Origin of the sequence: Arthrobacter crystallopoietes (assembly GCF_017603825.1) — a bacterium.
GTDB lineage: Bacteria > Actinomycetota > Actinomycetes > Actinomycetales > Micrococcaceae > Crystallibacter > Crystallibacter crystallopoietes_B.
This window is the reverse complement of record NZ_CP072014.1, coordinates 2,404,847-2,426,506: the sequence shown is the minus strand read 5'-3', so window position 1 is coordinate 2,426,506 and position 21,660 is coordinate 2,404,847. Positions and strand designations below refer to the sequence as shown.

At 54.8% G+C, this 21,660-nt stretch carries 17 protein-coding genes; 7 read left to right on the top strand and 10 right to left on the bottom strand.

Annotated elements, in window-relative coordinates; all coding sequences use genetic code 11:
• Positions 1-708 precede the first annotated feature (708 nt).
• The 6 genes from J5251_RS11230 to J5251_RS11205 all read right to left on the bottom strand — a co-directional run bounded on the left by J5251_RS11230 (position 709) and on the right by J5251_RS11205 (position 7,616).
• Positions 709-1,917 (bottom strand): lipopolysaccharide biosynthesis protein, encoded by a 1,209-nt coding sequence (locus J5251_RS11230; protein ID WP_208574013.1) that lies wholly within the window; start codon positions 1,915-1,917, stop codon positions 709-711.
• Positions 1,918-2,015: 98 nt separating this feature from the next.
• The gene (locus J5251_RS11225; RefSeq protein ID WP_208574012.1) at positions 2,016-3,224 is read right to left on the bottom strand and encodes an O-antigen ligase family protein; all 1,209 of its coding nucleotides are present in this window, start codon (positions 3,222-3,224) and stop codon (positions 2,016-2,018) included.
• A gap of 203 nt (positions 3,225-3,427) precedes the next feature.
• Positions 3,428-4,336, bottom strand: coding sequence for a beta-1,6-N-acetylglucosaminyltransferase (locus J5251_RS11220; protein WP_208574011.1), 909 nt, complete (start codon positions 4,334-4,336; stop codon positions 3,428-3,430).
• A gap of 107 nt (positions 4,337-4,443) precedes the next feature.
• Positions 4,444-5,466: a glycosyltransferase gene (locus J5251_RS11215; protein ID WP_208574010.1), complete on the bottom strand. Its 1,023-nt coding sequence runs from the start codon at positions 5,464-5,466 to the stop codon at positions 4,444-4,446.
• 108 nt (positions 5,467-5,574) lie between these two features.
• Complete coding sequence (locus J5251_RS11210) at positions 5,575-6,777, bottom strand: glycosyltransferase (RefSeq protein ID WP_208574009.1); 1,203 nt, start codon at positions 6,775-6,777, stop codon at positions 5,575-5,577.
• The gene (locus J5251_RS11205; protein ID WP_208574008.1) at positions 6,774-7,616 is read right to left on the bottom strand and encodes a glycosyltransferase family 2 protein; all 843 of its coding nucleotides are present in this window, start codon (positions 7,614-7,616) and stop codon (positions 6,774-6,776) included. Before J5251_RS11205 ends, J5251_RS11210 begins: the two co-directional genes overlap by 4 nt.
• Positions 7,617-8,289: 673 nt before the next feature.
• Between J5251_RS11205 and J5251_RS11200 the strand changes: the two genes are divergently transcribed.
• The 6 genes from J5251_RS11200 to J5251_RS11170 all read left to right on the top strand — a co-directional run bounded on the left by J5251_RS11200 (position 8,290) and on the right by J5251_RS11170 (position 16,181).
• The gene (locus J5251_RS11200; RefSeq protein ID WP_244250633.1) at positions 8,290-9,552 is read left to right on the top strand and encodes a glycosyltransferase family 4 protein; all 1,263 of its coding nucleotides are present in this window, start codon (positions 8,290-8,292) and stop codon (positions 9,550-9,552) included.
• Between the two features lie 29 nt (positions 9,553-9,581).
• Positions 9,582-10,610: a GDP-mannose 4,6-dehydratase gene (gmd, locus tag J5251_RS11195; RefSeq protein WP_208574006.1), complete on the top strand. Its 1,029-nt coding sequence runs from the start codon at positions 9,582-9,584 to the stop codon at positions 10,608-10,610.
• Between the two features lie 2 nt (positions 10,611-10,612).
• Positions 10,613-11,617 (top strand): GDP-L-fucose synthase family protein, encoded by a 1,005-nt coding sequence (locus tag J5251_RS11190; RefSeq protein WP_279633588.1) that lies wholly within the window; start codon positions 10,613-10,615, stop codon positions 11,615-11,617.
• Positions 11,618-12,327: 710 nt separating this feature from the next.
• On the top strand, positions 12,328-13,449 hold the full coding sequence (locus tag J5251_RS11180) for a mannose-1-phosphate guanylyltransferase (protein WP_208576138.1): 1,122 nt from the start codon (positions 12,328-12,330) through the stop codon (positions 13,447-13,449).
• Positions 13,450-13,715: 266 nt separating this feature from the next.
• Complete coding sequence (locus J5251_RS11175; protein ID WP_244250632.1) at positions 13,716-15,416, top strand: DUF4012 domain-containing protein; 1,701 nt, start codon at positions 13,716-13,718, stop codon at positions 15,414-15,416.
• A gap of 138 nt (positions 15,417-15,554) precedes the next feature.
• Positions 15,555-16,181: an LPXTG cell wall anchor domain-containing protein gene (locus J5251_RS11170; protein ID WP_208574005.1), complete on the top strand. Its 627-nt coding sequence runs from the start codon at positions 15,555-15,557 to the stop codon at positions 16,179-16,181.
• 64 nt (positions 16,182-16,245) lie between these two features.
• Here the strand turns inward: J5251_RS11170 and sufU are convergent, their stop codons facing one another.
• The 4 genes from sufU to J5251_RS11150 all read right to left on the bottom strand — a co-directional run bounded on the left by sufU (position 16,246) and on the right by J5251_RS11150 (position 19,526).
• Positions 16,246-16,707, bottom strand: a complete 462-nt coding sequence (gene sufU / locus J5251_RS11165; RefSeq protein ID WP_208574004.1) for a Fe-S cluster assembly sulfur transfer protein SufU — start codon at positions 16,705-16,707, stop codon at positions 16,246-16,248.
• The gene (locus tag J5251_RS11160) at positions 16,708-18,024 is read right to left on the bottom strand and encodes a cysteine desulfurase (RefSeq protein ID WP_208574003.1); all 1,317 of its coding nucleotides are present in this window, start codon (positions 18,022-18,024) and stop codon (positions 16,708-16,710) included.
• 302 nt (positions 18,025-18,326) lie between these two features.
• Complete coding sequence (gene pth, locus J5251_RS11155) at positions 18,327-18,914, bottom strand: aminoacyl-tRNA hydrolase (protein ID WP_208574002.1); 588 nt, start codon at positions 18,912-18,914, stop codon at positions 18,327-18,329.
• A 9-nt stretch (positions 18,915-18,923) separates the two neighbouring features.
• Positions 18,924-19,526, bottom strand: a complete 603-nt coding sequence (locus J5251_RS11150) for a 50S ribosomal protein L25/general stress protein Ctc (RefSeq protein WP_208574001.1) — start codon at positions 19,524-19,526, stop codon at positions 18,924-18,926.
• A 323-nt stretch (positions 19,527-19,849) separates the two neighbouring features.
• Between J5251_RS11150 and J5251_RS11145 the strand changes: the two genes are divergently transcribed.
• Positions 19,850-21,451 (top strand): polysaccharide biosynthesis tyrosine autokinase, encoded by a 1,602-nt coding sequence (locus J5251_RS11145; protein WP_208574000.1) that lies wholly within the window; start codon positions 19,850-19,852, stop codon positions 21,449-21,451.
• Positions 21,452-21,660 lie beyond the last annotated feature (209 nt).

The following is a 21,660-nucleotide window of genomic DNA, read 5'->3' as shown; positions in this document are numbered from 1 at the left end:
AGGCCCATCGCCATCGCAGCAAAAACCGGTGAGAACCGACGGTGTTGGAGGGTTCCCCGGCGTTGCCGATTCAGATGCTTTGCATACCAGGACCGACGCATCCAGCCGCTCACAGCGATCTCCCTTCTTTGGCCAACCATTGAATAAAGCCTGTTGACATTTGGCAGCCTCATTGGTGGAGGGCCAGACAAGTGCACCAACCAGTAGTAGACCGGGAACTGTATCTGGCGGCCATTGGAACACTTCCCTCTAAAGAAACACGGTCTACCATTTCGCGCTTTGTCGAGCCAATGAGTCGGCGAACACCATAAAACGATAGCAATATTCCGGACGAGTTAGAAACGACTACTTGCAATTATGCCGCCGCTTACCTCCGAAAAGTCACGTGAGGGGGATGGCATACCCAATTTCATTATATCCTCGGGATCAAGTTGTGGAAGTTGGCGACCTCCGCATTTCCGAGGTGCCCAAGCTTGCTTCTGCGCTTATTGAAACACATAATTTGCTCTATTGGTAAATCTGCGGATGATTCATTGCTTGATTCTGAACTGTATCGATCGCTTCGACTTTGCTGGTGGCGACTCCGGTGACCGTGATGGACATTGGCCTGCATTAGACGTCTACTGATTCGCACCTTTGCCAACTCTATTTTATTGTAAAACTGATATCAGCAACACAATTTGGAGCATCATGAGTTGAAGCACACAATCACACAATCGGTTTCTTGGCGTTTGACCTCCAAAGTAAGAAGAGTTGCGCGAAGAATAGTAGTTGGCCACCCATTGCACCGAGAGCCACCCCGACTAATGAGCCCGAATAGGCGCTAATGAATATTGCAATCATGCTCAAAGATGTGGATATTCCGGTAGAGCGGGCAACAGCCTTGGCAGCACCTTCGGCAAAAAGCAATCCGGAAAAAATTTGGTTCATTACGCTAATGGCACTATTTATGATCAGCGTGCCAAACAGCCAGGAAAAGGCCGAGAAAGCATCACCCAGCAGTATAGGGCTAACCCATGCGATGACAGGAGAAAGCAATACCAACGTGACCGCATATGCAAACCCAATTCGGATAAAAGTTCTACTTGTGGCGTTACGCCGGCCCCTATCCTGTTCAGCGCTGATTCTAGGGACCATCAGGGACGTAATAGTTCCAGTAATTAGATGAACAGGACTCGCAATTCTAAAAGCAGCCGCGTAACCGCCGGCAGCTGACGGACCTATCCAGAAGTTCACCGCAACTTGGTCTAGTTGTTGGGCCATGTTCCACAAGCTTGCGGTCCAGAAGTGTCGACTTCCCCCTAGAACATTTTTGAAGTTCCAGCCGGCCCACTTTCGTTTACCAAAAAGAAATAAACACGTGAGGATAAGGGCAGCAGATCCTACCGTGACCGCTTGGAACATCAGATGCGGTGCATAAATTGCGGCACCAGCGACAGGGACCAGCGGAATCAGCCGCTTCAAGACTATTGAAAGTTCAGCTCGGCGTAGCCTCTGTTCTCCGAACAGAGAACTCTGAGTGAAAGTAGATATCATTTCTGCTGCAACATATAGGGCAGCAGCTGGAGACCAAACATCGAAGGCACCAGGTTGCGCCAGTCCGAACAGTATTATTGAACCAACGCATATAACGGCTGACAGGAAGGTGCATGCCATAAACGAAGGCAACAGCTGTTCCCTATCTATATCGGCTTGAATCCTAAGAACTCGCGTCGTCAAGCCAAAACCAAGAATGCCGATGAGTATGGACCCGACTGCGATCGACACAGAGTAGAGGCCGAAGTCAACCAAATCTGTATTGCGAGCCAGCAGAACCAACATGACAGCTTGCATTAGCGAACTAGCAACACGGACGAACACGAGACGCGCGGCTCCCGCACCTCTAATCCTCGTATCACGCTTCACGGATTCTGACATATGCGATCCTTGCAATCTCGAAGGTTTGTTCGGCTAAACTGACAACGCCAATAAGACTACATAAAAATAGCTGCCTGCCTCGCTTACATGCATGGCTATTATGAGATCGACCGTTTGGGGACAGGCCTCTTGACCAATCTGGTAGCGCTGGCAAGCGAAGCTCCGCACAGCAAAGCCCAGTAGTCAAACCTCTCGGCGAAGCTGTTATTGAAAATTCCCATGGCTAAGAACGCTATGGCTGATATAAGGCATGCGGCTATCAGCGAATCATTGCGCGAGGCCCACATCTGCCTGAGCGGGACAGCTACGAAGATGGCATATGCCACAACAAGCACCAATCCACCAGACGCGGCGAGAACCACTGGAACAACTACACTCGAGCCGGAAGCGAGTCCCACCCCAAATAGAGGACTGCTGGCAAACTGATCAAGTCCATCACTAAGAAATTGGCTCCGGCCAGCGGAACTTTGAGCAGCACCTGCGTCGGAAGCCGCTAACCTCGTATTGGAAATTACCGGACCCGCCACCGATGCCACCAATAATGAGGCCAGGAGAGCAACTGGAGGAATCCAGTGCATCCGGCGCTTGGACAGCATAAGAAAGAGACCCGTCGCGATTAGAACGATGAAACCAACCACCAAGCCACCGCGAGAGTCAGCATAAAACAACGCGAAGAGGTTAACGATAAGGGCGAAACGCCAAAAGAACTTCTTCCATCCTCGGGAATTTGATGACAAGGAAAAATAACCCAGAAGCGGGATAGAGATGACGGTTGCCAGGGCTAGTGAATTCGGATGAAAAGCCAGTCCACTCGCCCTCTCCGATTCGATTTGATAATTGGCCGCGTCAAAGGACAGTCCCAATTCAGCTAGCACCGCTACGAGCGAACTACCAAAACTACCCAACATTAACGCCTGCATTAACGATTTCCCACGAAGCGAACCGTGAGTCACGACTTCAGATCGAATAAGAACACCAATAATTGAGGTAGCGATAACAAAACGCACACAATGGACAATAACGCCCGAGATACTGCCATCATTCGTCGCCGGCGAATCAATCGCGACGACGGAGGTAGTTAATCGCCCACTTAATGCGTGGACCGCGAAAACGACCATCAGAGCAATAGGCAAGGACAGGATCCAGAACGGAATGCTGAAGGTCCTGCTTCTAGCGAGATACTCAAAGAAACCAACGATCAACGCCCCAGCGAGAAGCACGTCGCAAAGTGTAATCTCTAATACCTTTATACCAGTCCAAGTAGATGTCGTCGCAGCGAGCAGAATCAAGCTTGAGGATAGTTTCATACGCGTCGAACCTTCTGAATGGAGCGGATGGGAAACCAACGAGCGAAGAACGCAGGTGAAACAACGCTGCAACTCTATTCGTATCCACGCAAATACCTAAAGACTGACAGTTACAATGGCTAGAAGTCAGAACACACCCGCCTAATCGTGCGCCCATGGTGAAACCAAAGGTTAAGATGCGGACTGTGTGTTGGCCAAACAAATCATTTGGGAAGGCCCAAAAGTTCATCGTCTATACGGTCCATCAAGGTCGCGCTGACATGACTTTCAACCTTTCTAATGAAGAACTTTTCGGTTCCCTTCACGGTTGGCCAATCGGATAATGTAAAAGTCTTGGCAAGACTGGGGTCGATATGATGGAAATTGGTGTAGCGCCAGTTCCCCCGACCAGCGAATGGTACCGGTCCTCCGTCTAACATTTTACTTCTGAATCTACTATTCACAACTAAAGTGTGAAAGAACTTTTCATCCGGCGAGAAACATCTCCTGAAAAAACGCTCAATTGCAGGATTCACAGAATTGTTTAACTCAATTGCACATTCTGCAGTGAGCGCCCAGTGAGTCTGACCGTGAGTAATAACCAAATCCGCAGGCTTAGTCGGAGCGACTAGGGTAAGGAGATCAGCAATTCGAATAACAACATTCCGTAACCTCTTCAATCCGCCTTGAGCCTTACCAAGTAATTTCAAGTCACGGTGGTGCCGACCGTTGACTTGCTGACGATAATGATCATTCGATTCATCAACCTTAAAACACTTGATATATTGCGTACCTTGATTTGCCGTCAAAAAACGCTCAAACTCCGAAACCGGCTTCACGGGGTAATCCTGGCCAGATAGCATTACAAAATAATCGCCAGGCTTCGCATAGCTGCCTGCCTCCTCGATCAAGATCCGCATTGCCTCTACTTGAGAATAGCCCGCCCAGAAGACAGGCACACGTCTTTGAGTAAAAACAATGTTGTCCGCATTAGCCTTGATAGCTTCAGATTCAAAAGCTTTGATTTCTGATTTCAAATCAATATGTACGTGCACTGCATACGGCTTCAACGCCGAACATAACCGCGCAGTCATTACAGGATCGGTATGAGCGTATAAGAGAAACTTGATCACGTCACCTATAATAACCTATAAAAATAGACGTCACTTATTCGGGCCCAGAATATACATTTGAAGATTAGAAGTCTGACTAGAAGTCTCAAACAACATCTAACTTACGGTTATGAGAGCAAGGAAAGTACACCGTTTGTGTAGTTTGAGACCATTCGGTCAATGGACGGATACGCCCAGCGATCAACCGATCCACTAGCAGGCTTTTGGCTCAGGCCGTCTAGAAATTCGACTATTTTAGAAGCATAAGCAGTCGGAGTGTTTTCCGCAGTGATTTTTGACTTTCCTTCCTCAAGATAAGATTCTTCTGGCGCGTGGTACGGCCACTGAGTGGTTATGATCGGCAGCTGAAGGACTAGTGCTTCAACTGCGACTAGTCCGATCCGTCCCGGCATAACGATACAGTCAGCCACTTTACTCACGAGCGCTTTTTGTTGCTCATTTACGTAACCGAGCATAGTGACCTGGCCTCTTGCAACAGCAAACTTTAGTAGGGAGGACTGAGCTCCTTCCCCTCCTATCAGTAACCGGATTTCAGGGTCTAGTCGCCAGAGTATATCCAAGACGTCACTAAGAAAATCAATTCTCTTGCTTTCATCAATCCCGCCGAAGAAAGCTAACGTCTTACCTGGATGCACTCCCATTGAGCCAGTCACTCGTGCGACGTCATTATCGGTCACGGTTTGCAAAGCTTCCTCCAGCTTTGTCGTGTCCACCGTATTCATTACTGTCGTAACTGCCGTTGCACCTACTTTCCTAGCATATTCACCGCCATCCGGGGTGTAGGCAAAAATGTGGTCAGCGTGCCGGATCTGCCACCTTTCTAAGGCTGCATCGATCGCGTTCTCGGGTTGAACGAAGGTCTTTATGTGTCCCCAGAGCCCTACTCTGACTTTTCGCCGCTTGCCGTCCAAAATAGCCTTATAAGTATCAAGGGAGGAACCTTGCAAGCCAACGATTACCGCATCAGCCCGGTGCCATAACGGACGAGCACCACCCAGTATCAATGAGCGACCGCCGACAGGGATACGCCTGTTGTCGAACGTCTCGACCCAGGTAGGAGTCTCCTGATCCCCTCGTAGGGCCTGAGTTGCATCAGGAGTTCCCGCCGCAACAACGCAATCAATTTCCATACGATCGAGCTTATGTATTAGCCGTCCAAAAAATGGCACTCTATACTTCGCTACATAAGGTTGGACTATTACAATCTGTTTTCTCATAGTCATTCTTATTTCTTGAATTCAGGAATTGGAACGATCAGGACGTATAAACTTCGGCGTCTCGGCAGAGGCCTTTCTCTGTTGTTTTATCAATTCTACCCATCCGAGCACGACACTTTCCCAGCTAAAATATTGCAAAGCATGTGAATGCGCTGCTAGCTGAGCAATGCTGTAATCTTTATTCAGAGCCTCAACGATCCCAAAAGTAAGATCCTCGGGTGTCAACTTCTCAATTTTGACTCCGGCCTCTTCAGGCATTGATTCCGCTGAACCGACGTAAATGCTCACGACACTTGGCAATCCGTAGGCCATTGCCTCCGCAAATCCGATTCCGAAGTTCTCATCCTCGCTGGGCAGCAGGAAGAAATCCGATTCCAAAAAGGCCGATCTCTTTTCAGCTCCTGCCAATTCCCCTGCAAATACAATCTTGTCTGCAACACCCAAGCTATGGGCCATCTTTTTGAGAGTCTGCAAAAGCTTGGTGTCGCCGCTTCCCGCGACGAGCAACTGGACTCCTATATCCATGTCAGACAGTTGTTTCACCGCAGCAATGGCAAGGTCGATTCTTTTTTTTGGCGCAATGCGAGACATAGATAGCAAGCGAACAGGAGAATGAACCACATTATCATTCATGCGCTGAATCGGAATGTCGATTCCAATAGTCGAAAGTACGATTCGACTATCCGGGAATTTTTGCCCTAGGTCATTCAGCTCACTCTCTGAATAAACTATGAACGCTTCTGATTTTGTTCGGACATACCATCCCATGAGGAATTCAAACAACGCTTTTTTTCTCTTGCTAATGCCCTGTTGGCGAGCAGTCAACGATCCATGCGGAACGATAACAAAAGACGTGCCAAATAGAGATAAAAGCGCGCTTAGAATAGGAAGCCACCATAGAAAATATCCGTGCGCTATGACAAGATCTGCCTGTTTCGCGTGACGCAAAAACTGAATAAGGCTGCACCTCGTGGATTTCGACTTTCCAGCCAATCTAAGCCTTAGAGGTCGCTGTGGGGCAAGGGGGGAAACCCCGCGAGCGATCACAGTCTCTTCGTCGGTACCTGACAACCAAAACAACCTCGAATCGACGTTGCCATACGTTTGTAAAGCGTTATCAAGATCGACCGCGTTTTTTGCTGGTCCCCCATCAGAAACAGATATTCGCTGAGCTACCTGGATTACAAGCGGTCGGTTGTCCATTTTAGATTCTGCCTCACTCAATTTACTGCGTTCTGCCTCTCGAGTTCGCGCACCTTCATTCCGATTTGCCAATAATACGAACTCAACGCGAAGGCGTAGTCGAAGCCGGCGCGTCCGTCACGAAATCCTCCACGAATTAAGTATGCGTAGAGGAAAAACACGAGAGGCTTAAGTGGGACCTTGTCAAAAAGCCGGCCTTGAACGCTCCTGCGAGCCGCGGCATCTTTTTTCACCGACGGATGGGTTCGGAGATATGCTTCCCACTCGGAGTACTTATTGTGTCTCTCGAACCAAGTGTGGACGGGGTCCTTATCGTCATGCCGTATCCTTCCCTTGAGCGCGGCTACATCCCCCTTCGAAACAGGCTGATAATGCCCTTCGAGCTCGCCCATGCCCGGAGCATTTAAATCATTGATCACAGGGAAACTAACTTCACCACGTTGTACTAGCGCTCTTTTGACAACCCGATGACCATATTGAAGCTGTTTACCGGCAAAGACATAATCTAATTCGATGTCGTAGGCAGAAAACCGACCACTTTCAAGTTCGTCGCACCTTTTCCACAACTCCGACACCAGCTCATTGGTCGGCGTTTCGTCGGCATCAATAAAAAGAATCCATTTGTACTTAGTGACGAGGTTGTCTAGCTGCCACTGTTTCTTCTTTGGATACCTTCCATCCCAGTCAAAATTCTCTACTGCAAAGCCTAGCTCGCGAACTATTCCAACCGTGTTATCGGTGCTGTTTGAGTCCACAACTATTATTTCAGCGAAATCGGAAAGGCCTGAAAGGCAATCAGCAATGCCGCGCTCTTCATTCTTTGTTTGAACTAAGACGGAAATTGGTAACTTTTTTGTCAACGGTCTTTTCTTTCCGAGTCTGAACGAGTTCTAGGTTCGTCTGAAAATCTTGTACCTAGCGGTCCGGGTGGCGGTCCCCCGTACAACACTCCAGGTTCGACGGCCCCCGACACGACGGTCATGGGAGCGATGACTGCGGAACTACCTATTCGTGCTCCGCCAGTCACCATGCAACGCGACGTGACCCACGCCCCAGCTTCGATGAATATTGGCCTAGTGATTAGGGCCATGTCGCGACGATGCGCATGACTTCCGGTGGTGATGAAAGCTTCCTGAGAGATTACTACGTCGTCGCTGAGATATACGTGATCTTGATTGTGGATCCAAGCACCTTCACCGATCCAGCATCTGTTACCTATATGCAATTTCCAAGGAAACTTGACCCGGGTCCTGGGACGGAATATAACGCCTTCACCGATCTCGGCACCGAATAGACGCAATATTCGTACACGTAGTGCTGAGCTGATTTGTATCGGGTTGGTTACAAAGATGAGCTCGAAAATAGGCCACAGATAGATGACAATCTTTGAACGATCCCAAGCAACATGCTCACCGGGCGCCTTGGATAGATCTATAATCCGCGGCCGACCAGGGCTATCATTCATCCCTTCAATCTCGCTCATATCCACCAGTTGTCCCTCGAGCCGTCCTCATGGAGTCTATTCTTGCATGTGTGATCACGAAGAAACTCCGCATCACGGTTCTGGGACTGAACTACACACCCGAACCGACAGGCATCGCCCCCTACACAACGAAGCTTGCTGAGCAACTGGCCGCAGAGGGCCATAATGTTCAAGTCCTTACCGGTTTTCCACATTATCCTGAGTGGAAGTTGATGGAGGGATACTCCGGCTGGCGGAAGCACGAAACCATCAACGGCGTCCGAGTTACGAGACTCCGCCATTACGTCCCCAAACGAGTTAGGAGTCTTCAACGCATCCATATGGAACTCAGCTTCGGGCTTAGGATTTTTTTCGCTCGTTGGGGGGCACCAGACATAGTGTTATTGGTCACTCCATCATTATTTTCCACAGGTATTGCACTATTACGGGCACGATATGGCCGCCACCAGGTACCCGCGGGGGTTTGGGTGCAGGACATCTACAGTCGTGGTCTTGAGGAAACCGGAACCGCCGGTTCAATGGCAGTTGTTGTGATGAGGAAAGTGGAGGGCATGATTCTCCGAAGTGCTTCAAGAGTGACTGTCATCCACGAGCGCTTCCGGTCTTATATAACGGACTCTCTTGGCGTGCCGCATGAAGACGTTGCAGTCATCCGAAATTGGACTCATCTAAAGCAGCAGCCAACGGTTGACCGCAAAAGCACCAGAGCTCAATTTGGGTGGAAGGAGAACGACATTGTTGTTCTTCATGCGGGCAACATGGGTGTAAAACAAGGACTCGAGAATGTGGTTGAAGCAGCACGCCTTGCTGACCGGAGCAGTTCCAGGGTTCGTTTCGTACTACTCGGAGATGGAAACCAACGCGATCGCATCCAGAAGTCTTCGATTGGCCTCGAGCGTATCCAGTTCATCCCACCTTTGCCAGACCAACAGTTTATGGATGTACTTCGGTCCGCCGATATACTTCTGGTCAATGAAAAGCCTGGGCTAAGAGAAATGGCCGTTCCTAGCAAATTAACTTCGTATTTCTCCTCTGGTCTCCCGGTAATTGCTGCTACGGACGCGCAGAGTACGACGGCTGAGGAAATTCAGATCTCTCATGGGGGAATCTGTGTCAAGCCAGACTCGGCGCGGGAGTTACTTGCAGCGGCAGAACGACTTGGGACAGACCAAGAGTTCGCTGACGAATTGGGGCAGTCAGGTCTTCGCTTTGCCAAGGAAAGCCTTTCGCAACAGGTAGCTATAGTCAAGTACAGTCGCTGGCTAGAGGAGATGACAATTGCTGGAAGCACTGTCAAAGACGCTGACAAATAATACAGAACAAACGATTTAGGGGGTCCACGTTGACGAAACGTGCTTTAATCACAGGAATAACGGGGCAAGACGGGTCTTACTTAGCAGAGCTGCTCCTGAAAAAGGGATACGAGGTCCATGGACTAATTAGGCGTGCATCCACTTTTAATACTGCTCGTGTTGACCACCTTTATGTCGATCCGCATGAGTCTGGAGCTAAACTGTTTCTACATTACGGAGACTTAAGTGACGGTGCGCGCCTAGTCACCCTTCTGGCTCAGATTCGTCCGGACGAGGTCTACAACCTTGCGGCACAGTCTCATGTTCGAGTTTCTTTTGACGAGCCTGAACACACAGGAAATACCACAGGCATGGGGTCCATCCGTCTTTTGGAGGCCGTTCGCATGGCTGGCATCGAGACACGCTTCTATCAGGCGTCCTCATCTGAAATGTTCGGTGCCACTCCCCCGCCGCAAGACGAAGACACCCCGTTTTATCCGCGCTCCCCCTATGGTGCTGCCAAGGTATACAGCTACTGGGTGACGAAGAATTACCGTGAGGCTTATGGCATGTTTGCAGTCAACGGAATACTCTTCAACCATGAATCTCCACGGCGCGGGGAAACATTCGTCACCCGCAAGATCACACGTGCAGTAGCGGCCATCAAGGCAGGGAAGCAAGAACACCTGTTTATGGGCAACTTGGATGCTGTCCGAGACTGGGGCTACGCCGCTGAGTATGTAGAAGGAATGTGGAGGATGCTTCAGGTGGACGAACCGGATGACTTTGTGCTGGCGACGGGCGTAGGCTACACAGTCCGCGATTTCTTACAGGTTTCCTTCGAGCATGCAGGATTGAGCTGGGAAGACCATGTGAAGTTCGACGAGCGTTACTTGCGCCCCACTGAGGTCGATGCTCTCATTGGCGATGCTACTAAGGCCCACGAAAAGTTGGGTTGGAAGGCTACAGTTGAAACTCCGGAACTAGCGCGGATCATGGTCGATGCCGACATAGAGGCTCTGAAGCACGTGGGTAATCATTGGATCGATGACGTGAAGCTCGGAAGCTGGGGGGCCTAGGCGTGGCAGTCAAGAACGCCAGCGTCACCAGTGCGGGTGATAACGTCAACTTCGCGCCGGCGCCCCTGGACCGTGAGGCAACTTTCTTCGTCGCGGGCCATCGTGGGCTAGTGGGTTCCGCCATCTGGAGAAAACTTGTATCCGAAGGATTCGGCAATTTAGTCGGTCGAACATCGGCCGAACTGGATCTCAAGGATCGTGACGCAGTCTTCGCTTTTTTTGCGGCGACGAAACCACGCTACGTTGTTCTGGCTGCAGCTAAGGTTGGGGGGATCCTCGCGAACGACACCTACCCAGTTGACTTCCTCAGCGACAACTTGCGGATACAGGTCAATGTTCTGGACGCTTCCCGAGAACATGGCGTGGAACGTCTCCTGTTCTTAGGCTCGTCATGCATCTACCCGAAGTTCGCTGAGCAGCCGATTAAGGAGGAATACCTACTCACGGGCCACCTTGAACCCACCAACGACGCCTATGCTATAGCCAAAATAGCGGGTATAAAGCAAATTCAGGCTCTCCGCCGGCAGTACGGTCTGCCCTGGATTTCTGCGATGCCTACCAATCTGTATGGACCGGGAGATAACTTCTCTCCGGAAGGATCTCACGTATTGCCTGCTTTGATCCGTCGTTATGACGAAGCGGTCAAGTCTGGGCAAGCAACAGTAACCAATTGGGGAACAGGTTCTCCACGGCGAGAATTTCTTCATGTTGACGACATGGCAGCTGCATGCCTCCATCTGCTGGAAAACTACGATGGGCCGGATCAAGTCAATGTGGGCACGGGAAGAGACGTCACTATACGAGAGCTAGCTGAAATCGTGGCAAAAACCGTGGGTTTCGATGGCAGGATTGAGTGGGATATCTCCAAACCGGATGGCACACCCCAGAAGTTATTGGACGTTTCTAAACTTGCGGCCGCTGGTTGGGAAGCACAAATCAGTCTCGTTGAAGGCATCGCCGATACCGTGAAGTGGTATCGAGCGAACGTCGACAATATCCGAAGATAATCTTATTAGGGCATGTGCAGTTACGGCCTCCACGTGCCCTAATAAGCACCACCGGGAAATAAATAAATGTAACGAGTCTCGATCTTAGTGTCTCTCCCCATAAGTCCTTCAACGCGTACGAGATGGGCGGCATCGTGGGCGACACGATTGCTGCGGCACGGTGGAGGCCACCGGAAAGGGTGTTTGTGCACGTCTTGAAACTGGCCAGGCAGGCCGGCCTGGTTGTCGGGGACATGTGCCCGCCCTCCACCGAGTTCGTACAGGCCTCCACCCCCGGGTACCGCGGCCCTCGGAACGAACCCCAAGATGCCGCGCCTGATCTCTACTGACCATCTTTACTTCGCCTGTGGCGTACTGGCCGCGGCCGGTCGTCTTTACCGCCTCGCACGGCCCGGCCGAACACAAGGGCATGAATATGGCCCGGCCGGTCCTGGTCTCCTCCAGCACAGGCGTCTTCGGGATCCGTGACACCGCCGCCCGCTATATCGCCGGAGAATCCCCGCGTCCGGCCCCGGCCCCCTCAGCGCACAGGACGTTCTTGCCGACCAGGCAGCCAACCCGCTCCGCGATGGTTCGTGGTGAGTCAACCTGCGCCAGTCCATCACCGAACCCTTCCTACGCCTGAACGCAGAAGCCATCGACACCGCAACACTGGACGAGGTCCGGGACACCGTCCTGGGACTGGTAAGGGAATAACTACATGAACAACAATCGGTGCCGATAAGTCGAGTGCACTTGACCTGTTTTACGGTGTTATTCCGGCCGGCGGGGTGGGGACCCGGTTGTGGCCGCTCTCGCGGGCGGCGGCGCCGAAGTTCCTGCATGACCTGACTGGGTCCGGGTCCACGCTGATCCGGGCGACGTATTCGCGTCTGGAGCCGTTGTGCGGGGACCGGACCATGGTGGTCACCGGTACCGCGCACCGCAAGGCGGTGCTGGCGCAGCTGCCGGAGCTGACGAAGAACAACCTGGTGCTGGAGTCCGAGCCGAAGGACTCGGCGGCCGCGATCGGTTTGGCCGCGGCGATCCTGTACCACCGGGATCCGCGGATCATCATGGGTTCCTTCGCCGCGGACCAGGTGATCAACCCGGTGGAGAAGTTCCAGGACGCGGTGCGCGAGGCGATCCATACCGCGGCCGAGGGCTACATCGTCACGATCGGGATCACCCCCACCCACCCCTCGACCGGGTTCGGGTACATCCGCACCAACGGGAACCTGGGCATCGGCTCGGCGCCGAACGCGCTCGGGGTGACCGAGTTCGTGGAGAAGCCCGACGCCGAGACCGCGCAGGCGTACCTGGCCGAGGGCGGGTACTCGTGGAACGCGGGCATGTTCGTGGCCCCGGTCCAGCTGCTGCTCAAGCACCTGGAGACGAACGAGCCGCTGCTCTACGCCGGGCTGATGGAGATCGCCGCGGCCTGGGACACCTCCAAGCGCCGCGACGTGGTCCGCCGGGTCTGGCCCGGACTGCCGAAGACCGCGATCGATTACGCGGTGGCGGAGCCGGCGGCCGCGGCCGGGGACGTGGCGATGATTCCGGGCGACTTCTCCTGGGACGACGTGGGGGACTTCGCCGCGATCGGCCGGTTGAACGCCGCGTCCGAGACGAACAACCTGACCGTGCTCGGCGAGGGCGCACGGGTGTATGCGGAGAACTCCACCGGGATGGTGGTCTCCGATACCAAGCGCGTGATCGCGCTGATCGGCATTGACGACGTCGTTGTCGTGGACACCCCAGACGCGCTGCTGATCACTACCAAGGAACACGCCCAGCAGGTCAAGAAGGCCGTCGAATCACTCCGCGCCAGCGGCGACACCGACGTCCTCTAAACGTTTACCTCTCCAATTGGGGTGCGGCATCCCGGATGGGTACCATTGTCGAGGTCTCACTCACGCTTTCACAAAGGACGTTTATGCCAGGCGCCGCAGATGCCACCACGGAAGCACGTCAAGGAAGCTCTGTGGTGACAGTGAAAAGGCGGCGGTCAGGGTATGGGCGCAAACGGTCGCGACAACGGATGTTTCGCGTGGTTCTTCCGCTCACGGCGCTAGCGCTACTACTCCTCTTGGCCGTAGGGTGGTTGGCCTTCCGTGCAATGCAGGTCAAAGACAATTTGGAAGCTACCACCCAACTCGTACCCGCCATGCAATCCGCTATCGCTGAGGGCAATATCAAAGAAGCGGCTGCGTATCTGGATCAGATAGAAACGCACACAGCCGAAGCACGGGGTGCCGGGACCGACCCGCTTTGGCGCGCAGCCGGCGCGTTGCCGTGGTTTGGTCAAAACTTCTCCGCAGTTACCGACATCACAGTTGCGGCCGACGTCGTTGTTAGCGCTGCTGCTCCCCTGATGGGGTCCCTCGGGCCAGGAGTCCTTGAAGTCTTTGTCCCGAAAGACGGGAAGATTGAGCTGCAGCCCCTTCAGGAGCTTTCACCGAAACTGATGCGCGCATCAGCTACCGTGGACGCCGCACACGAGAGCCTCGACCAGATCGATCAGGAACAGCTCCTTCCGCAGCTGTCAGAGCCCCTTAGCCAAGCCACGTTAGCGCTCGAGGGCGTCCAAAGCACCCTCAGCGGCGCGGCCTCAGCGGCGGACATCCTCCCGGCAATGCTTGGAGGCGCAGGTGATCGGAACTATCTGGTTCTGGTACAGAACAACGCTGAGATCCGTGCAACGGGTGGCATCCCGGGGGCCCTGGTTGTACTCAAGACAAGCAACGGTCAAATCGAGTTCACCGACCATGGCAGCGCCTCAGCTTTGGGCAGATTCAAGCCGCCGCTGGAAGTGGATGAACAACAGGAACGCATCTACACCACGCGCCTTGGGGGGTATATGCAGAACGTCAACCTCACCCCAGACTTCCCTACCGCAGCCTCTACTGCCCAAGCTATGTGGGAGAAGGAGAACCCGAAGAGCAAGATTGACGGTGTGGTTGCATTAGACGCCGTTGTCTTGTCGCATCTCTTGGTTGCAACTGGCCCGGTGGAGCTGAGTTCACTCGGTTCCCTACCTGTAGATACTGGGGAACTGCCCACAACGCTCGACAGTGCGAATGTGGTCCAGACCCTGATCTCAGATGTCTATCGGGAAATCGAAGAGCCGCAGATGCAGGACGCTTATTTTGCTGCGGTAGCAAGCGACATTTTTGCTGCTGTCACCGAAGGCAGCACTGACCCCGTAGAGATGCTCAATGCAGTGCGGAAGAGCGCGGAGGATCAGCGCTTGTTCGCGTGGTCTGGGCACAAACATGAGCAGACAGTCATAAGTGCTTCGTCTCTTGGTGGTTCCATCGTGACCGAAGAGCCGACTGTAGGCGTGTACTTCAACGACGGCACCGGCGCCAAAATGGATTACTACGTAGCACGCGAGGTACAACTCATTGAGCGATGCGAACCGGACGGGTACTACCGGTATGCAGTCCGGGCGACATTGACCAATAATGCGCCGGAGGACGCAGCGGAGGCTCTCCCTGAATATGTAACAGGGGGAGGGTATTTCGGCGTGAGTCCAGGAACGGTTAGGACAAACATTTATGCCTATGGTCCCTCAGATTGGCTGCTCGAGTCAGCAAGTGTCGACGGCGAAAAAGCACCATTCGGCTCCTACCGTCACGGCGATAGCCCGGTGGCTGGACAGACTGTCGCGCTCAAGCCTGGAGAATCGACTACTGTTGAGTTCGAATTCTCATCTTTGTACGAAACGGTCGAGCCCCAACTGCGTGTTACACCTACTGTTCAGGCTAGATCTGAAGTAGTGATTCCGGAGCAATCGGGCCCGGATTGCTCTTCCTAGTGTTAACATGAGGTTAAACGTTGATTGGAACGCCAATGCCAGCTTGCTTCAAACGTTTCATCGATGTACCGTCAAAAATGAACTAAGTAAGTTGTCTTCACGCATGCACCTATACATCTGACCCACGGGGGATCACATATGAAAAAGACCTTGACCGCATTGGCCATCGCCGGATCGCTGACCTTCCTGGGCGCCGGCGCTGCACAGGCCCGCGACGCCGCCTACCCGCAGCCGCCCGTTTCGGCCACCGTCAGTGAAGGCCGCGTTGGCATCGGGGCCACCATTCTCTTCCAGGGAACCGGCTTCGCTCCCGGTTCACGTATCGGCATCCTCGTTTCCAATGAGGCGCGGAATGGTGCGGGCGCAAGCTTCGGCCCGGGTGGTGCCTCGGCAGCAGTGAGCGGTCCCATCATCTTCGCCGAAGTTCAGGAAGACTCCACCACGGCTGACGCAGAGGGCGCATTCTCTGTGCCCGTCACCTTCAACGAAACCGGCACCTACACGCTGACCGCTACCGGCGTTGATGTGAACGGCGATCCCGTTACCGTTGAGGCAACCGTAGTGGTTGAGGGCGACGTAGACGGTGCTGCCGGCGGTATCGGTGGCGGCGCTGACAATGCTGCAAACGATGACGCTGTTGCCAATGGCGACCGCTTGGCTGACACCGGCCTGGACTCCAGCGCGCTCCTCTGGGGCGGCGCCGGCGTACTCGCCCTCGGCGCAGGTGCTACCGCAGTGGTAGTTTCCCGCCGCAAGAATGCCTAGTCAAACCTGAATTAGCAAGAATGCCCGGAACCAAACGGTTCCGGGCATTCTTTTGTTGTAGATCTTAGTTTGCGGCGAGAAGTGCCTCTTCCAGTGCCACCCAGGCGAGCATGGCGCATTTTACCCGGGCCGGGTACTTCGAAACTCCTGAGAATGCTGCTGCGTCACCGAGAATCTCTTCGTCCACCGCAATGCTGCCACGGGACCGCATCACTTCGCGGAACTGGTCTATGAGCTTGATCAGCTCACTTCTTTCCATGGACAGCGCCATGTCCGAGAGTACGGATGCAGAAGCCATAGAGATGGAACAACCTTGTCCGTCCCAGCTAATGCTCGAGAGCATGCGCTCATCCCCCTCGGCATGCACAGACGCCCGCAGGGTGATTTCATCGCCACAAGTGGGGTTGAGCATGTGGGACTCCCCCACATTGTCACCCTCAGGCGGCTCTGCGAGGCCAGCTCCGTGCCTAAGCTTCGCGTGCTCCAGGATGATCTGCTGGTACAGCTGCTCTAGCTCGGAACTCACTTACTTCACTCCAAAGAACGGGCGGACTCCGGCGACGGCTTCCAGGAAGGCATCGACGTCGTCCGTGGTGTTGTACAGATAAGTGCTGGCCCGGGTGGTGGCTATCAGTCCGAGCCGGCGGTGCAGTGGCTGCGCACAGTGGTGGCCTACACGTACGGCAATGCCCTTGTCATCCAGGAATTGGCCGACGTCATGGGCATGGACGCCGTCGACATCGAAGGCTGCCAGGCCGATCCTCTCAAAGCCTGCGGCCGGCCCGAGGACACGGATACCTACGATCTGCTCCAGACCAGTTACGAGTCGCTGCCCGAGCTCAACTTCCCACGCGTGGATACGGTCCATACCGGTTTCCTGTAGGTAGTTCACAGCGGCCGCCAGTGCCACAGCCTGCGAGATGCGCTGTGTTCCGGCTTCGAAACGTGTAGGTGAGGGAAGGTAGGCTGCGTGCTCCATGGTGACTGTAGTGATCATGGAGCCGCCGGTCAGGAACGGCGGCATCGCATTGAGCAGCTCTGCCTTGCCGTAGAGTGCACCGATACCGGTGGGGGCGAGCATCTTGTGGCCAGAGAACACTGCGAAATCGACGTCGAGCGCCTTTACGTCCACAGGGAGGTGCGGCACGGATTGGCAGGCATCGAGCACCACGAAGGCACCTACTTCCCGGGCCATGGCAACTAGCGTTTCGACCGGGTTGATTGTGCCCAGAACGTTGGAGGCGTGCGTGAAGGCCAGGATCTTCGTCTGTGGCGTAATCACGGTATTGGCGCGCTCAAGGTGCAGGGCACCGTCGTCGTCCACCGGCAGGTAGCGCAACGTAGCGCCAGTGCGGAATGCCAGTTCCTGCCAGGGGATCAGATTGGCGTGGTGTTCCATCTCGGTCACGACGATTTCGTCCCCCTGCTTCAGTACGAAGGGCTCGGCTTCCTCTCCTCCGCGACCCGCGGTGGCGTTGGAAAAGGCATAGGTGATGAGGTTGATGGCCTCTGTGGCATTGGAGGTCCAGACCAGTTCGTTGAAACGGGCGCCGATGAAGCCGGCGACCGTTTCCCGCGCCGCCTCATAGACGTCGGTGGCTTCGACCGCAAGACTGTGCGCACCGCGGTGCACGGCGGCGTTACGCTGCTCGTAGTACTCCTGCTCGGCTTCAATAACACTCAGCGGGTTCTGCGAAGTGGCTCCGGAGTCGAGGTAGACCAGCGGGCGTCCGTTGACTTCCCGGTTCAGGATGGGGAAGTCATTGCGGATACGCAGCACTTCCGTGTTGTCGATGGCGCCGACGGAGTGCTTCAGCGTTGATGGAGTGGAAACCACAGGCACTGCGGGTGCTCCTTGTTTGACTGGGCAGAATCAGCTGTCCGCAATACGCAAGACAACCCTGTCCTAATCTTCCCATGCTCGGCCCGCAGAGGTCATGTGAGTGGCGCCTAATCTGCTCCGGGATGAATTGAATCCGGTCATGAAAAAGGGACCGACGATGGGATGGGGGTGGCCCAGTCTCAGAGGCCGCCCATCGTCGGCCCCCGCTTTCGGAGCCACTAAGGCTATGAGCGACAGACGCGCTCGGCAGGATGGCTTTCGCACTCCCGACAATTGATCTTAGACGTTCAAGTTAGTTTCGTCTAGCTGATCTTCGCATGGAACTGCTGCTGCGCTGCCAGCAGCCCCTCGTCCACCAGCAATTCGACCGCATCAGCGGCGTAGTCGAGCAGGAACGGCAGTTCCTTCTTCTCCGCTGTGCCAAAATCCCGGAGGACATAGTCTGCCGTATCCATCGTGCCAGGTGGGCGACCTACACCAACACGGATCCGATAATAATCCTTGGTTCCGAGGGCTTTGGACATGTCGCGCAGGCCGTTGTGGCCTCCTTCTCCTCCACCGATCTTGAGCTTGAGGGTGTTGAAGGGGATATCGATCTCGTCATGCACAGCTACGACGTGGTCGGGCGTAATGTCGAAAAACTTCGATAACGCCGACACCGGACCACCGGACAAATTCATGAAGGTGAGCGGTTTGGCCAGAACGACTTTGGGGCCACCTAGGCGGAGCCTGCCTTCGAGGACCTGGGCATGGGCCTTGTGGGACTTGAACGATCCGCCAACTCTCGAGGCGAGCTCGTCAAGCACCATCTGACCGATATTGTGCCGGTTACGGCTGTAGCCGGGCCCGGGATTCCCGAGCCCGACTACAAGCCAGGTGTTGCTATTCACTGAAAAGGATTACTCAGCGGATTCTTCAGCCGGAGCAGCAGCAGTCTCGCCAGCGCCCTCTTCGGCCTCGGCTGCGACAGCCGGAGCCGAGACAGCAGCAATGAGGGTGTCGCCCTCGATCAACAGCGTGGTGCCCTGCGGCAACTCGATGTCGCGAGCATAGATGTGCTCGCCGACCTGACGTCCCTCAACGTTGATGGTCAGCGTCTCCGGCAGGGCCGTGGCATCTGCTTCAACAGCAACGGTGAACTCTTCCAGATCGAGGATGGCGCCGGGGGCAACTTCGCCTTCGATGTGGATGTTGACGTCGACGTGAACCTTTTCGCCCTTGCGGACGGTGAGCAGGTCAACGTGCTCGATGATCTGCAGGAGCGGGTCGCGCTGGATGTCCTTGGCGAGCGCAAGGTGCTGTTCACCATCCACGTCCAAGGTCAGCAACGCGTTGGAGGTACGCAGCGCAAGGGTGGTGGCCTTGGCCGGCAGCAGGATGTGCATCGGCTCGGCACCGTGGCCGTAGATCACTGCGGGGATCTGTTCGTTGCGGCGGGCACGGCGCGCAGCGCCCTTGCCGAATTCGCTGCGGACTTCGGCAGCCAGCTTCTGATCAGACATATCTGTCTCCTCTTGAAAGTAATAGGATTCTCAACGGTGCAATGGCCGGAGCTACAGGAAAATGTCTAGAAAGATCTCATCTAGCCACCGTCGATAACGGACACTCCACAAGAACTGTGGCGTTCCCTCGCCTAGGCATCGCTGCACAGTCTATCAGCGGCGTTGCCCCGCAACCGAATCCATGTCCTGCACTGCAGGGAATGAAATCTTTAACTCGTATCGGGCTAAGCGAGATCTGGTTACCTTCGGTTCATGTAACCTGCGTTAGACTTTAGGCTGACTTGGGGCCAGATGACCGCCATTGGAAGGACTGCAAGAGTCTCGTGGAATTGAACCAAACCGAAGAGCAGCCACAAGGGCTGGAACTCCGGGACTATCTTAGGGTCCTACACACATACTGGCGCGGCATTGTTGCCATCACTCTCTTGGTGACCCTCCTGGCTTTCGGCTGGACGTTCCTTCAGAAGCCGGTCTATGAGGCGCAGTCGACCGGCATGGTTTCGGCAGGCGGCGGATCTGATATCAACGAAGTCCTCGCGGCGGATAACCTGGCAAAATCGAAGGCGACGGCTTATGCCAGCATGGCGACATCGCGCCCGGTAGCCCAAGCAGTAGTTGATGAACTAGAACTCAACACGACGGCAATGGAACTTCTCGGACAGGTCCAGGTTGAAACGCCGCTCGATACGGCAGAGCTTCACATCACGGTTTCCTCCGGCGATCCGGCTGAGGCACGAAATATGGCGGATGCATGGGTTACTGCTTTGGCGGAGCAAGTAGAAAAATTTGAGACTTCCGGTGCCGGGGCTTCCGAAGCTGCAGTTCAGGTCGTCCCAATGGCGAACGCCACTTTGCCCACATCCCCCGTATCGCCCAACATGAAGCTCACCCTGGCCATCGGGGCTGTCATTGGTCTGATGCTCGGCCTTGCCTACGCACTAATTCGCAACCATTTGGACCGGCGGATCCGCTCGGCAGAAATGATCGAAAAGCAGTTCGGTGTACCCGTCATCGGCACCATACCGATGGACAAGAGAATGCAGGACCGCCGCAAAGTCGTCGAAACGGGAACCGTCGAGTTCCAGAGCGATCGCGCAAGTCACGCGATGTCGGAAGCTCTGCGTGAACTTCGCACGAACCTTAGTTTTGTTGATGTAGATAATCCGCCACGGATCATTGTCGTTACCAGCTCCATCCCCGGCGAAGGCAAATCCACCGTCACCGCCAACCTCGCTGTCACGATCGCTGCCGCGGGCAAGCGCGTGGTTGTCGTGGACGGCGACCTGCGCCGGCCGGTTGTAACCAGCATGTTCGATCTGGTTCCCGGCGCTGGCGTCACCGACGTGCTCAGCGGCCAGGCGGACCTCGAAGACGTGCTACAGGTATGGGGTCAAGTACCGAACTTGGCAGTCTTGGGAGCCGGCCGCGTACCGCCGAATCCCAGCGAACTGCTTGGCTCCCGCGCCATGGCCGACATGCTTGAGCAGCTCGCGGCCCATGCCACGGTCCTGATCGACGCTCCCCCGTTGCTGCCCGTCACCGACGCCGCTATCCTCTCCAAGGTTGCAGACGGCGCCATGGTGGTCCTCAACGCTGGCAAAACGACCGTGGACGCCTTCGACAAGGCGTTGGGGAACCTCGCGAGAGTGGATGCACACGTTCTGGGAGCCATCCTCAACCGGGTCCCAACCCAGGGCGCGGACGCGGCCCAGTACGGTTATTACGGCCAGTACTACCAGCAGGACGAAGAAGAGGTTCCGAACAAAGGCGGTCGCCGCAAGTTGAAGCAATCGCGTCGCCCTGCTGCTCCGGATTCTGCTCCCGCCCCAAGTCCCAGCTTCGCTTCAGAGTCCGAAGAGGAGTTCACGGCGCTGCTAAGCGGCCAGCCGATGCAGGCTCGGCGCGCTCCCCAGACTCGACGCTAGTTGTTTCCCATAACATTCGCCCCCGGTATCCTCAGATGCCGGGGGCGAACTGTTTTTCACGACGAGGTCTTGCGCCGCAAAATCGGCTTCTGCGTGGCAATTTGGTGCCAGCTAGTATTTACCGGGGTGGCTGTCTTCTGCGCCGTCCGGGACCAGATGCGTTCCGCTATCTAATCCGCTACCGCTTCCAGCATTACGTCGTCGAATGC

What these genes read in the sequence shown, in the direction of transcription:
- J5251_RS11230 (WP_208574013.1), bottom strand. Translation starts at nt 1,917, where the DNA reads ATGTCAGAATCCGTGAAGCGTGATACGAGGATTAGAGGTGCGGGAGCC.
- J5251_RS11225 (WP_208574012.1), bottom strand. Translation starts at nt 3,224, where the DNA reads ATGAAACTATCCTCAAGCTTGATTCTGCTCGCTGCGACGACATCTACT.
- J5251_RS11215 (WP_208574010.1), bottom strand. Translation starts at nt 5,466, where the DNA reads ATGGAAATTGATTGCGTTGTTGCGGCGGGAACTCCTGATGCAACTCAG.
- J5251_RS11175 (WP_244250632.1), top strand. Translation starts at nt 13,716, where the DNA reads ATGCAGGTCAAAGACAATTTGGAAGCTACCACCCAACTCGTACCCGCC.
- J5251_RS11170 (WP_208574005.1), top strand. Translation starts at nt 15,555, where the DNA reads ATGAAAAAGACCTTGACCGCATTGGCCATCGCCGGATCGCTGACCTTC.
- J5251_RS11150 (WP_208574001.1), bottom strand. Translation starts at nt 19,526, where the DNA reads ATGTCTGATCAGAAGCTGGCTGCCGAAGTCCGCAGCGAATTCGGCAAG.